At 34.3% G+C, this 12,738-nt stretch carries 15 protein-coding genes; 5 read left to right on the forward strand and 10 right to left on the reverse strand.

What is annotated here, in order from left to right; all coding sequences use genetic code 11:
• Nucleotides 1-26: 26 nt before the first annotated feature.
• Nucleotides 27-908 (reverse strand): DUF808 domain-containing protein, encoded by an 882-nt coding sequence (locus C1638_RS08965; protein WP_109620170.1) that lies wholly within the window; start codon nt 906-908, stop codon nt 27-29.
• A gap of 145 nt (nt 909-1,053) precedes the next feature.
• Here C1638_RS08965 and C1638_RS08970 point away from each other — a divergent pair, with 145 nt between their 5' ends.
• Together C1638_RS08970 and C1638_RS08975 are read left to right on the forward strand one after the other, a co-directional pair.
• A complete protein-coding gene (locus C1638_RS08970; protein ID WP_228428093.1) occupies nt 1,054-1,545 on the forward strand; it encodes a tetratricopeptide repeat protein in 492 nt (163 codons plus the stop codon).
• A 24-nt stretch (nt 1,546-1,569) separates the two neighbouring features.
• Nucleotides 1,570-2,439, forward strand: a complete 870-nt coding sequence (locus tag C1638_RS08975; protein WP_109620174.1) for an alpha/beta hydrolase — start codon at nt 1,570-1,572, stop codon at nt 2,437-2,439.
• Nucleotides 2,440-2,480: 41 nt separating this feature from the next.
• On the opposite strand, the gene C1638_RS08980 is transcribed toward C1638_RS08975, so the two are convergent.
• The 5 genes from C1638_RS08980 to C1638_RS09000 form a co-directional block, all read right to left on the reverse strand.
• Entirely contained in the window at nt 2,481-3,182 is a 702-nt protein-coding gene (locus C1638_RS08980) for a DedA family protein (RefSeq protein WP_109620176.1), read from the reverse strand.
• Nucleotides 3,183-3,267: 85 nt separating this feature from the next.
• Nucleotides 3,268-4,380 carry a peptide chain release factor 2 gene (gene prfB / locus C1638_RS08985; protein WP_076353784.1) on the reverse strand — a complete coding sequence of 371 codons (1,113 nt, stop codon included), beginning with the start codon at nt 4,378-4,380 and terminating at the stop codon, nt 3,268-3,270.
• Nucleotides 4,381-4,526: 146 nt separating this feature from the next.
• Nucleotides 4,527-4,832, reverse strand: a complete 306-nt coding sequence (locus C1638_RS08990) for a hypothetical protein (protein WP_109620178.1) — start codon at nt 4,830-4,832, stop codon at nt 4,527-4,529.
• Nucleotides 4,833-4,858: 26 nt separating this feature from the next.
• Entirely contained in the window at nt 4,859-5,965 is a 1,107-nt protein-coding gene (locus C1638_RS08995; RefSeq protein WP_109620179.1) for an NAD(P)/FAD-dependent oxidoreductase, read from the reverse strand.
• Between the two features lie 92 nt (nt 5,966-6,057).
• On the reverse strand, nt 6,058-7,407 hold the full coding sequence (locus C1638_RS09000) for an ATP-binding protein (protein WP_109620181.1): 1,350 nt from the start codon (nt 7,405-7,407) through the stop codon (nt 6,058-6,060).
• 116 nt (nt 7,408-7,523) lie between these two features.
• Between C1638_RS09000 and C1638_RS09005 the strand changes: the two genes are divergently transcribed.
• The 3 genes from C1638_RS09005 to C1638_RS09015 all read left to right on the forward strand — a co-directional run bounded on the left by C1638_RS09005 (nt 7,524) and on the right by C1638_RS09015 (nt 10,021).
• Nucleotides 7,524-8,426, forward strand: a complete 903-nt coding sequence (locus C1638_RS09005; RefSeq protein WP_109620183.1) for an ABC transporter ATP-binding protein — start codon at nt 7,524-7,526, stop codon at nt 8,424-8,426.
• Between the two features lie 2 nt (nt 8,427-8,428).
• A complete protein-coding gene (locus tag C1638_RS09010; RefSeq protein ID WP_109620185.1) occupies nt 8,429-9,274 on the forward strand; it encodes an ABC transporter permease in 846 nt (281 codons plus the stop codon).
• 99 nt (nt 9,275-9,373) lie between these two features.
• Nucleotides 9,374-10,021 carry a hypothetical protein gene (locus tag C1638_RS09015; protein WP_109620187.1) on the forward strand — a complete coding sequence of 216 codons (648 nt, stop codon included), beginning with the start codon at nt 9,374-9,376 and terminating at the stop codon, nt 10,019-10,021.
• 42 nt (nt 10,022-10,063) lie between these two features.
• Here the strand turns inward: C1638_RS09015 and msrB are convergent, their stop codons facing one another.
• The 4 genes from msrB to C1638_RS09035 all read right to left on the reverse strand — a co-directional run bounded on the left by msrB (nt 10,064) and on the right by C1638_RS09035 (nt 12,536).
• A complete protein-coding gene (msrB, locus tag C1638_RS09020) occupies nt 10,064-11,164 on the reverse strand; it encodes a peptide-methionine (R)-S-oxide reductase MsrB (protein WP_109620648.1) in 1,101 nt (366 codons plus the stop codon).
• Nucleotides 11,165-11,181: 17 nt separating this feature from the next.
• A complete protein-coding gene (locus C1638_RS09025) occupies nt 11,182-11,631 on the reverse strand; it encodes a DUF417 family protein (RefSeq protein ID WP_109620650.1) in 450 nt (149 codons plus the stop codon).
• Nucleotides 11,632-11,712: 81 nt separating this feature from the next.
• The gene (locus C1638_RS09030; RefSeq protein ID WP_228428095.1) at nt 11,713-11,925 is read right to left on the reverse strand and encodes a hypothetical protein; all 213 of its coding nucleotides are present in this window, start codon (nt 11,923-11,925) and stop codon (nt 11,713-11,715) included.
• A gap of 62 nt (nt 11,926-11,987) precedes the next feature.
• Complete coding sequence (locus C1638_RS09035) at nt 11,988-12,536, reverse strand: RNA polymerase sigma factor (protein WP_109620191.1); 549 nt, start codon at nt 12,534-12,536, stop codon at nt 11,988-11,990.
• Between the last annotated feature and the right edge of the window lie 202 nt (nt 12,537-12,738).

Raw genomic sequence — 12,738 nt, forward strand, 5'->3', positions numbered from 1 at the left:
GGATTTTTTATGATTCAAAGTATAACTTATTTTTTTGTAGCTAATGAATATATTGCTTTACCAATTGTAAACAAAGCAACTGCACCAAGGCCTCCTACAATACCGAATGTAAATTCTTTAAGCATACCAGGCCATGTTGGTAACAATTCGTGTAAATAATGAATATTATGAGCAAAAATTCCTCCAGAAACCAAGATAAGAGCGATGGTTCCTACTACTCCTAAAATCTTAATAATTATTGGCAAAGCTTTTACCAATAAATGTCCCAACATGGAAAAGAATCCCTTGTCGTGGCTTTTTTTGATTAATTTAAAACCTGCATCATCCATTCTCACAATAAGTGCAACAATTCCATAAACCCCTACTGTAGCAATAAATGAAACAAAGGTCACAGTAAGAATTTGTGTAAGAAGTGGGTGATTTTCCTGAATTACCGTCCCCAATGCAATAATTACAATTTCAATGGAAAGGATAAAATCTGTTCTGATTGCTGAATTTATTTTTGTTTTCTCAGAAACTTCAGAATCCTCATCTTCAGTGCTTTCTTTCACTACTTCATGTCCTTTTTTAGAACGATGAAACAGAAATTCAATGATTTTTTCCACTCCTTCAAAGGCTAGATATAGACCTCCCAAAATAAGAATCATCTCAATAGCTGGTTTGTAAAGCCAATTGAGTAGGAAAGCAATGGGAAGAATAATAAGCTTATTGATAAAGGAACCTTTTGTGATTGCCCACAAAACAGGAAGTTCTCTGGAAGAAAGAAAGCCAGTGGCCTTTTCTGCATTTACAGCCAGGTCATCTCCCAAGATCCCTGCTGTTTTCTGTGTAGCTATTTTACTGGTAACTGCTACATCATCCATTAATGCTGCAATATCATCTAAAATTGCAAAAAAGCCTGATGCCATATTTTAATTTTTTTTTAATCTTTGTTAAGTTCAACAAAAATAAATATTTAATTCCATTTTATGATTCATAGCACGACAATTATTTTAAGAATTGTAAAGCAATACTTCGCTTTCAATATTTTATATCTTTGTTTAAAATTATATCATGGATGAAAACTGGGAAATCCAACTACAGAGGATTTGGCAGAAGCTTGGAACAATAAGCAATGAAGAATTTATTCAACAAATCAAAGACCATATCACATTATTTAAAGGCTCACAAGCTATTGCTGATTTTGAAATGGCCTGTACTTTTGACTCAACCGGACATGAAAAGCAAGCTGAACCTTTATACAGATCTGCATTGGCTCATGGATTATCCGGTTTACGAAGAAGGAGAGCAAGAATCCAACTGGCAAGTACATTAAGAAATAATGGAAAAATAGAAGAAAGCATCCATATTTTAAGAGAAGAAAAAGCAAATTATTCAGATGAACTGAACGATGCAGTAGACTCTTTTTTAGCGCTTTCCCTTTCTTCAGCAGGAGAATATAAAGAAGCATTATCATTAACCTTAAAAGCAATTTCTCTACATTTACCCAGATACAACCAATCTTTGTCTAATTATGCAGATGCACTCTATAAAGAATCTTTTTAAAGCTACTGTTTTCGGTTCTAATTTATGAAAAAGCTCATTCTCAGATATCATTTTTTCGCTATGGGATGCTTCAGTTTCCTGTTGCAGTCTTGCAATACGAAATTCAGGGTTTGGGTAGGACCAGGTGGCCAGCAAAAAATCTATAACTTAAAATATGGAGAGCATAAAAGACAAAAAATGGATGTCTTCCTTCCAAAAGATTATTCCGAAGACTCTCCCGTTGTTCTGATTGTACATGGTGGAGCCTGGACACTTGGGAAAAAGGAACATATGATTCAAATCCAGAAAATGCTTTTTGAAAATAAGATTCCCAGTATCAACATGAACTACCGATTGGTATCTAAGAAGGGCAACATTACCTATAAGCAGCAACTGGAAGATATTGGTTTAGTCATCGAAAAGTTTAATTCTCTGGCTGAAAAAGCAGAACTACAACCTAATAATTATGTCCTTTTGGGTGAAAGTGCCGGTGGACATCTTGCTTTATTATATGGATACCAGCATCCTGATCAGATCAAAAAAATCATTTCTCTAAGTGGGCCTACAGATTTTTACAGCTCAGAATATCTGAATTCATTTTATTCTAAATATACTTCTCCTACTTTTCAAAAAGTGGTGGGAGCTAAGTTTGATCGTAAAAATATTTCTGAAGCTTTCAAGGAAGCCAGCCCTATTGCCAACATCACCAATGTTCCTACCCTATTATTTCAGGGCAACAATGATTTCCTTGTTAACCATCATCAGGGGCAGGCAATGGACTCTGCGCTCACCCACATGAATGTTCCCCATAGGTTTATCTTTATGGAGAAAACAGGCCATGTTCCAAGGTTTTTCAGTAAAACAAAAAGAGATAGTATTATCTATCCGAATATTCTGGAATGGATAAAAAAATAACCTACTAAAAAGCAGGTTATTTTTTATATTTCTATTGATTCTTATTCTGGGTCAGAATCATTGTTTTCATACTTGGAAAAGTCTTCTTTTTTACCAAAAACAAATTTGATGATCACCGGAAGTGTTGTTACCAATACAATCACAATGATGATATACTCCAATTTCTCTTTTAAGTTGATTCCAAATTGCTCCATGAATAATTTATCAAGGTAATGTCCTGCAAAAATCAAAATGAATGACCACAGGATTGCTCCGATAACATTATCCCTTAGAAATTCTTTCTTATCCATTTTTACAATTCCTGCAACAATGGGGGTAAACGTTCTTACAACAGGTAAAAACCTAGCCATAATAATAGCTAATGCACCATGTTTTTCAAAGAAATCATGAGCCTGATACAGATATTTTTTCTTAAAAAGCATTGAATCTGGCCTTTTATATAAAGCCGGACCTGCTTTACGTCCAAAATAGTAACCTACTTCATTTCCTATAATAGCAGCCAGAGCTACTCCGGAAGCTAAAAGTGTTGTATCTAAGAAATCGCTCCCAGTGGAGCCAAAAGTCTCTTTGATGATTTCAACGGCATAAATTCCTGAAACAAACAATAATGAATCTCCTGGTAGAAAAAATCCTACAAAAAGACCTGTTTCAGCAAAAACAATGAACAAAATAAGCCAAAACCCTCCCATTTTAATATAAAACTCCGGGTTTAATAAATCCTTCCAGCTATTGAAATCTTCCATATATATCGATGAACAACAAAAATAAGTCTAAAATGTCTGAAACAAAAATTAATTATAAGATTTTAACTAAAAATCATATGATATTTTATAGCTCCATATCATCATCGGAAACTGCAGTACCATCTGCCATTAGAAAAGCTTTCAGGAAAGGGGTGATATTTCCGTTCATCACCGCATCCACATCTGATGTTTCATGGCCTGAGCGTACATCTTTTACCAATTTGTATGGGTGCATCACATAATTTCTGATTTGACTTCCCCACTCGATCTTCATTTTATTGGCTTCAATTTCATTTCTGGCCCTCATACGCTCTTCCAATTCCATTTCGTATAATCTGGAACGAAGGAGCTGCATTGCTTTCTCTTTATTCTGAAGCTGTGAACGGGATTCTGAGTTTTCAATGATAATTCCTGTAGGTGCGTGACGAAGACGTACAGCGGTTTCAACCTTGTTTACGTTCTGCCCTCCTGCTCCGGAAGACCTCATTGTTTCAAATGATATATCGGCAGGGTTAATATTAATTTCAATGGTATCATCCACCAATGGATAAACATATACAGAAACAAAGCTGGTATGACGTTTAGCGTTACTGTCAAAAGGTGAAATTCTTACCAAACGGTGTACTCCATTCTCCCCTTTCAGGTATCCAAAGGCATATTCACCTTCAATTTCAAGAGTAACCGTCTTCACTCCGGCTACCTCACCTTCCTGAAAATTCAGTTCACGGATCTTATAGCCTTGCTTTTCTGCCCACATTGTGTACATTCTCATCAGCATAGATGCCCAGTCACAACTTTCTGTACCTCCTGCTCCTGCAGTGATCTGAAGAACAGCCGAAAGCTCATCTCCCTCGTTGGAAAGCATATTCTTAAATTCAAGATCCTCGATTTTTTCAACCAGCTGTGGAAAAGTTTCATCCAACTCTTTTTCAGAATCAGGATCTTCTTTAGCAAAATCAACTAAAACCTGTAGGTCTTCAAACTGTGTCTGAATTTCATCATAACCCTCCACCCATTTTTTCTTGGATCGAAGCTGCTTCAGAAAAGCTTCTGCAGTCTTAGGATTATCCCAAAATTCAGGAGCTGCTGTTTTTTCATCATCGTTGGCTATTTCTATCTTCTTTTTTTCAATCTGAAGGTATCTATGTAGGTCTTCAATCCTGGATTGAACTTCTTTTATCTGGTCGTTGTTAATCACGAGTTTTTCTTTTTTACAAAAATAAGGAATTCTTTTAGAGTAGAGAGTTTTGAGTTTTATTAAGGCGTAGAATTTGATTTAGAGAAAAAAGAGTATTTTTCCTTTATACTTATGGTCTTTACAGATCTGAGTTCAATTCGGAAGAATTAGCTAAAAAAGTATTCTCTTCTCAACATAAAGGTAATATACATACATATAACATGTACTGCAATAATAATAGGAAAGGCTTTTTTTGTACTAAATTTATCCATTAAAAAACCATAAACAGGTAACTGTACTATTCCAATAAATAAAGATATTTTTTCATTAAAAAATGTTCCTAGCAAGCTAAAAGGAAAGATAGCCAGTATAGGAAAATAGGTCCCGTGTCCTCCTCCTCCTGCAAGGATTGTAATAAACCCAAGAGGAATTGTTAATATAGAAAACCATATTGTGTATTTATAGCTACTCATAGTTTTTTATTTAGTTTTATCATTTATCAGATCATTTCTGCGACCAACTCACCAATCTTTGGAGCTAAGGCAACTCCCATTCCTGAAAGTCTTACCGCACAAAACTGTTTTTCTGAAACCTGTTTTACGATGGGTGTTTTTTCTGTACCCATAGCCATGATTCCGGACCAACGGAGGGCAATCTTGAATTCATAATCTGGCAGAACAACTTCTTGTAAAAAAGTTTCTAAATGATTTTGGAGAAATTCTGTGGTTTCAAAGGCTGTAGTTTCTTCAGTTTTAAAATCCTGATTTCGTCCACCACCTAGTAATATTCTATTTCCTAAATTTCTAAAGTAATAAAACCCCTCATCGTAATGGAAAGTTCCTTTTAATTTTAAATTTTCTATAGGTTCGGTCAATAAGATCTGTCCGCGAGCAGGAATTATATTTTCATTCTCAAGAAATTTTGAACTGAAGGCATTAGTGCAATGTACCAGCGCATCAGCTTTTACAGAAAGATCTTCCGATAGATAAATTTCAACCTCGCCTGAGCTCTCCTCAATTTTCTTCACCTCTGTTCCTAATAAAAACTCAATCTTCAGCTCATGACACTTCTCTGTAAGTTTCTGTAATAACTTCCCCGAGTGCAAACTTCCCTCACAAGGGTTTTCAATTAAAAACTGAGATTTTCCTAGTCCAAAGTTCTTTATTTTATTCTGTTTCAAGGTATATGTCTGCTGTAGCCCTGTTATAGATTTCAATTGAACATTCACCTCATCCAGATGTAACAAAGGTTGCTCATTATTCAATATTTCATAACCACCGCTGAGTTCAAAATCTATTTCATCACTTTTAAAATAGTGTCTAATCTTTTGAAGTCCATCAAACCTCATCTGAACAAGATCCAATGTTTTTTCCCAACCCATATTTTGGGAATCTGCAATAACTTCTGTAAGGCTCCCAAAGCAGGCAAATCCGGCATTCCTCGTTGAAGCTCCCAATGGAATTGTATTCCGTTCTATAATCAATACAGACTTTTCGGGGTATTTCTCTTTGATAGATATGGCAGTCCAAAGTCCGGTAAAACCAGCCCCTATGATGACGATATCTCTTTTACGGTAAAAGGTTTCCTGTTCCCAGATACTGATCATGAGTGTTTTTTTGTACAGTGTAAAAAGTATTTGATCATGCAAAAGAGATAAGAATCTAAAAATAGAGCATTTCTATCTTCAAACCCTGAAAGTTACTCTTCTTTTTCTCCATTATGATGGAATCCAATGGCGCGCCTTGGTTCTTCAACGATTTTATAGGTCTCCAATTCACTTTTCAATGCCTGAATTCTAAAATGAAATTCTTCAAAATTATTAATGATTGCATCAGCCAGAAATCTTGCTACCTGATCCAGATATTCTTCAGTAAGCTTTGCTGTGGCATCTCTTAAAGCTCCATTCAAAAGATTCTTGTCAATTTTAAGCTTTTCATTTCGCGTTCTTTGGTAGAGATTTTTAATACGTTTCTTTAAACTTTGGGTAAAGTCAATCAGCATGGTGTTGCTAAAAGCTTTCATTCTTGAAGAAACGTCATGCCAGAAAGGAAGTTTATCTGCTTTATTATTTTTAAGAATCTTGTAAAGTAAGGAATCTTCTTCAAGCCCTCTCGTCATTGCATATAAGATAATCTCGGAGCGTTCTGAAGCATTGGGCGGGAATATGGGAATCATCACATCAAATCTTCCCGGCGCCAGAATTTCTTCATCAATTTCTGAAACAGAGTTGGCAGAACCTACCATTAGTACTCCTTCTTTTTCAAACTTACCAATGTAATGAAGAATCAGCTCCTGAGCCTCAAGATTGCAAGAAGCAATATCTGTTTCCGCTTTTCTCTGCATCATAATTTCATCAAAATCTTCAAGGAAAAGCAGCATTTTATTTTCTTTCATCATGGTTTGTAGAAAGTCACTAAAATTAATTTCATTTCCATCAATAAATGAAGTTCCCAAATAGTGTTTCTTAACTTCTTTAAACTGATATCCTATAATTTCAGCAATTTTATTGGCCCAAAAAATCTTTCCACTTCCCGGAGGTCCATATAAAATAATTCCTGCGGGTTTATTGATTCCCCAATCCTTGATCTGCTGGGGATTTAAAAATGGTTCTAATACTGCAGAAGTATAGAAAAATAAGTCTCTGTATCCTATAAAATCTCTTTGCTGTAAACGGGTCTTATGGCCAAAGTAGTCATATACGAACTTATAGTTCCCTCCCATCTTATTATCGATACCATAACTTGAAATAGAAGATTTGAAAAAACCATTGTCGAAGATATTAGGATTGTTATCTTTTATGGCTTTTTCTACTTTGTCTTTAGGCTGGTTAATTACTTCCGCAATCTGTTCCAAGGTCTTATTCTTATCCAGATCCTTTTCATATAATCTTAAAAAATCTACATTTTCACGGGCAAATTTTTCAAAATCTTCCTTTACATCAAAGTTTGTACTAACGCAATCTACCAATTCTAGGTCGAAATCCTGTATAAACTGCTTTATGGCTTCTGCAGAAACATTGAGTTCTTCTGCGAGTTCGATTAACTTCATAATTCCCTATTAGTTCTATCAAATTTAATGTATTTACATTTAAATTTATATTGATTTATGATAATTTTGTAACAATATCTAGTTTAGATAGACTACTACTATGTAAAACAAATTACATGGAAAAGATTTTATCAGTAAAAAATTTGACAAAAAAATTTAAAAGAGTTGTAGTCAACAATATCTCTTTTGATGTCGAAAAAGGAAATGTATATGGCCTTCTTGGTCCCAACGGAAGCGGGAAATCTACTACTTTTGGGATGTTGCTATCAACGATCAATCCTACCAGCGGAGATTGGTTCTGGTTTGGTAAAAAAGGTACAGATTCAGAAACTTTAAAAAGGATTGGAGCTATTATTGAACAGCCCAACTTCTATCCTTATTTAAGTGCCGAAACAAACCTTAAAATTGTGGCAGAAATTAAAAATGCCTCTTATTCAAGGATTGATGAAGTTCTGAAGATCGTTAACCTGTACGAAAGGAAAAAAGATACTTTCAAAACCTTTTCTTTGGGAATGAAACAACGTCTGGCCATTGCTTCTGCCCTACTGAATAACCCGGAAGTATTGATATTGGATGAACCGACAAACGGATTGGATCCTGAAGGAATTATTCAGATCAGAGAAATCATCAACGATATTGCAAAGCAAGGAATCACAATTATCATTGCCAGTCACCTTTTGGATGAAATTGAAAAAATCTGCAGCCATGTAATTGTACTAAAAGAAGGAAATTCTATCTACTGTGGAAGAGTGGACGAAATGACTTCCAACAATGGATATTTTGAATTAAAAGCAGATAACAATACATTGCTTTTAAATACATTAAATGAGCTTCAATGGTTCTCTTCCATCAATCAGGACGGTGATCTTATCAAAGCACAGATCCGTGATGATGCTTCAATTTCCGCTTCGGCGATGAATCAAAAACTGGCTGAGAGAGGAATCTATCTTTCCCATTTGACCAAGAAAAAATTATCTCTTGAATCTCAATTCCTTGAACTTGTAAAAAACACCAATTAGTCATGATAAAATTATTAAAACTAGAATACTACAAAAACCTGAACTACAAACCGTTCAAAGTTTTTACAATATTATATTTTGCTATCCTTATTGCTTTACTTTTCATCGGATTGGTTGATTTTGATCTTTTCGGAGGAACGATTAACTTAAAGGAACAAGGAATTTATAATTTTCCGGAAATCTGGAACTTTACCACATGGATTGTTGCTTTATTGAAAATTTTTCTGGGATTGATTATTGTTTTCTCCATTTCACAGGAATTTAGTAATCGCATGTTCAAGCAGAATACGATTGATGGATTGAGCAGACAGGAATTTATCATTTCAAAATTGCTGACAATAAGCATTTTCACAATTGTTTCTACCGTAATTGTATTGGGTATCACTCTATTTCTGGGATATCAATATTCGAATACAACAGAATCCACAAAGGTTTTTTCAGAGATTTTCTTTATTGGAAATTATCTGGTTAAGTTATTTACGTTCTTCTGCTTTCTAATGTTTCTTTCCATTTTGTTGAGAAAATCAATCTTTGTATTTCTTGCCCTTTTTGTTTTCTGGATTGGTGAGGGAATTTTAACAGCAGTTGAAGTTTTTTCAAAAGTAAAAGGGGTACAGGGTCCACAAAGGAATGATATTCTTCAGAATGACTTTTTTATAACACATCTTTTACCATTGGAAAGTATGTCCAGTCTTATTCCTAATCCGATAATGAGATTAAATATGGCTAAAATGATGGGCGTAAAGTATGAGTTCCACTACCCTACAGAAAGCCTTATCGCATGTCTGGTATGGTCTGCTGTTTTCATATTCGGGTCATACTGGATTTTGAAAAAAAGAGATTGGTAGACTTCAATGTTAAAAATTGAAAGATTATTTTTAAAGTGGTTCGTTTCGGATCACTTTTTTTGGCTTAAAATTTTCATTCGGTATCGTCAAAACCTATCCATGAGAAAAATATATTATGTACCCGGGTTGATGAGCGCAATATTGATTCCTCTGTTATTATGGTATTATGGGAATCAAAAATTTAACGAAATAAATGTTTCAGTAATAGATATAGGACTTCCTGCAAAATTAAAGGAAGACAAAAGCAATGACATGTATACTTTTGAACCTGCAAGAAACTGGAATTACAAAAGGATCAAAATAGAATCCGGTACAGCTAAACAAAATTCAAAATTATATGTTTCAGAACTGAAAAACATTCAAAAAAGAAACGAGAAAGAATCTGGTATTGAGTTTATTTTAAGTCAAAATAATACGTATGGTGACTTTGTATCTATTTTGAATGATCTGCATATCGCCAAACAAGAACAATATGCGGTTGATATTGAAAAAACAGGACATATTTTTGCCGTTTATAGCTATGTTAACCCCAATGCTAAACCTCTCGAATATGAATGTTTACTTTGTAACGATATAATATCTTCAACGGTAATAAGCGCTGATACTTTTGAATCTTCTATTTATGGGAAAATCTTCAATACATTTACAGTCTTTCCAAAAGATACATATTACATTATTTTTGCATTTCTGATATTTCTAAATATCTCTATGTTCAGCATTAAAGAACGATTTCAAATGCATCATTAATTCAAAATAAAAAGGCTGCCAAATGGCAGCCTTCCTTTCAAATTACTTTTTATCTAACAACGGAAGATATTTTCCGTATCCTTTTTTATCCATTTCAGCTTTTGGAACAAACTTCAGAGAAGCACTATTGATACAGTAACGAAGTCCGCCTTTATCCTCGGGTCCATCTGTAAAAACATGTCCTAAGTGAGCATCTCCAATTTTACTTCTCACCTCTACTCTGGTCATTCCATGCGTACGATCCAATTTTTCATCAATCATGCTTTTTGTAATAGGTTTTGAAAAGCTTGGCCATCCACAACCTGATTCAAATTTGTCTGTTGATATAAATAAAGGTTCGCCTGTGGTAATATCCACATAAATTCCTTCTCTTGTTTCGTCCCAGTACTCATTTTGGAAAGGTCTTTCTGTTCCGTTTTCCTGAGTTACATTATATTGTTCTGCACTTAATTTTTCCTTTAAAACTTTTTTATCCGGCTTCTGATAGTTTGTTGCCTTTGGAAGCGGGTTAGCTTTTTTCGCCATTTCAAAAAGGCCTGGTTCAATATGACAGTAACCTCCTGGGTTTTTATCCAAATAATCCTGATGATAATCTTCTGCCTTGTAGAAATTTTTCAAAGAAACAGTCTCTACCATTAACGGCTTATTGTAATTTTTAGCCAGCGTCTGAACTTCTCCTTTTACAACAGCTTCATCATTTTTATCTGTAAAATAAATACCTGTTCTATATTGGTTTCCGCGGTCATTTCCTTGCTGATCTTTGCTTGTAGGATCAATCGTTTTAAAATATAGGTCAATCAAAAGTTTCAGATCTACTTGCTCTGGATCATACTTCACTTTTACAGTTTCTGCAAAACCTGTTGTATGACTTACCACTTCCTCGTAGGTAGGATTTTGAGTATTTCCGTTTGCATAACCAACTTCTGTTCCTACAACTCCACGAATCTGTTGAAAGAAATGTTCTGTTCCCCAGAAGCATCCACCGGCAAAATAAATCTCTCTGATGTTTTTATTATCCATAATTTCTTGTTTTTCTTTCTTTATCTCTACTTCATTGGGCTTGTTCTTTTTAAAAAGCCCGGATTCTGCAGCAAAAACTGCGATACCCAGTATAATTCCGAGTACTATTAATATATTTTTCATATTTAGCTTTTTATTCATTATTTATTATTTTGAACAATCATTAATCCAAATCCTAAAAGCATAAGGTCTTTCAATATAAAAAAGTCTGTGACCGGCACTCCATCTACTACTTTCCACATTCCCGGTGTTGTAAATAAATAGCTTAAAGTCACTAGAAAAGTTACAATCATTCCTATCCCTGCATACTTTTTCAGTACAGCAAATTTCGCACTAAATATGAGTAGTAAGGCAATGATAATTTCTATCGTTCCGATAAGATTTGACATAGCCTGAACGCTCATAATCTTATATACGAAAAAAGTTAAGAAATGGTTTTCAACCAAAGGTTTTATAGCGGCAGCTTCAGTGGGAGTAAATTTGAAAATACCAATCCAGAGCAAAATAAGAGCAGCTCCGAAGAGGGAAATGTAATATCCCAGTTTGTACGTTGATTGATTTTTACCAGTTGTATTTGTTGTTCCGACCATTTTTTTAAGATTTTGAATTAATACTTTTATTGTTTTCAAAAGTATAGTCGGGGCTATTTCAAAATCCTGACAAAAATTTTCTTAAAAATTTAATTTTTCAATCATTTTATTTTTAAAATCCTGAATTTCAGACTCATTAATTTCAACAGTCTTCTGAGCAAGCGTCTTTTTAAAGACCTTATCCAATAGGGCCAGTTTTTCATTATACATCCTGCACCATTTACAAATCATTAAATGGGCACCCAACTTTCTGTTTTCTTTGGCAGAAATAGATCCGGCATTTCGTTTTTCCATGAGCAAAGTTGCTTCGCTGCATGGTAAAAATAGGGTATGTAATATTTTTTTTAACATTGTAATTATAATCTTGAAAACCAGTTAAACTCCAGACACTCTCTAAGCTGTACCCGGCTTCGTTGAAGAATCTTCCAAAGGTTAGTCGTAGAAACATTCAATTCCTGACTCACTTCGGGTGCTTTTTTTTCTTCCAGGTAATACATTTTCAATAAAATCTTCCATCTAGCAGGCAATTCTTCAATACATTCTTCAAGTGTTTTGTTGAATTCCTGATTATCCAAAAGTTCAGATTCTGTTGAAACATTCCAGTCATTGATAACATCTTTATTTTTCCACGATCCTGTTTCATCAAAGAAATGATCTAGCTTTATAGTGGGTTCTGATTTATATTTATTTCGGTAGAAATCAGCAATTTTTCTATTAAGGATAGCCATCAACCAGGTTAAAGGCTGGCTTTTCCCCTCAAATGAGTCATAGCTTGAAAATGCAGCGATAAAGACATCCTGAACAACATCCTGAGCATCCTCCTTATTCGAAAGCAGGTACAGGGCCTTTTTCAAAAGAGGTCCGGAATATTGATCGATCCAGCTTTTCAGGATTTCATTTTTCATTATGAGAGGATATTTTTATCTTATTCAGATCATAGCGAAGATAATAAGTTAAATGGAAAGGAACAATTATTACTGTGGGATAAAGCACGTACTTTATATCCCATAAAATTTTAACGTCCTATTTTAATTGTCATTTTTGAGTATGACTTATCTCAAATGATCAATTTATTCTTCATCCTACCACATTTTAAAAAGGACAAAT

The sequence above is a fragment of the Chryseobacterium oncorhynchi genome (assembly GCF_002899895.1).
In the GTDB taxonomy this organism is placed as follows: domain Bacteria; phylum Bacteroidota; class Bacteroidia; order Flavobacteriales; family Weeksellaceae; genus Chryseobacterium; species Chryseobacterium oncorhynchi.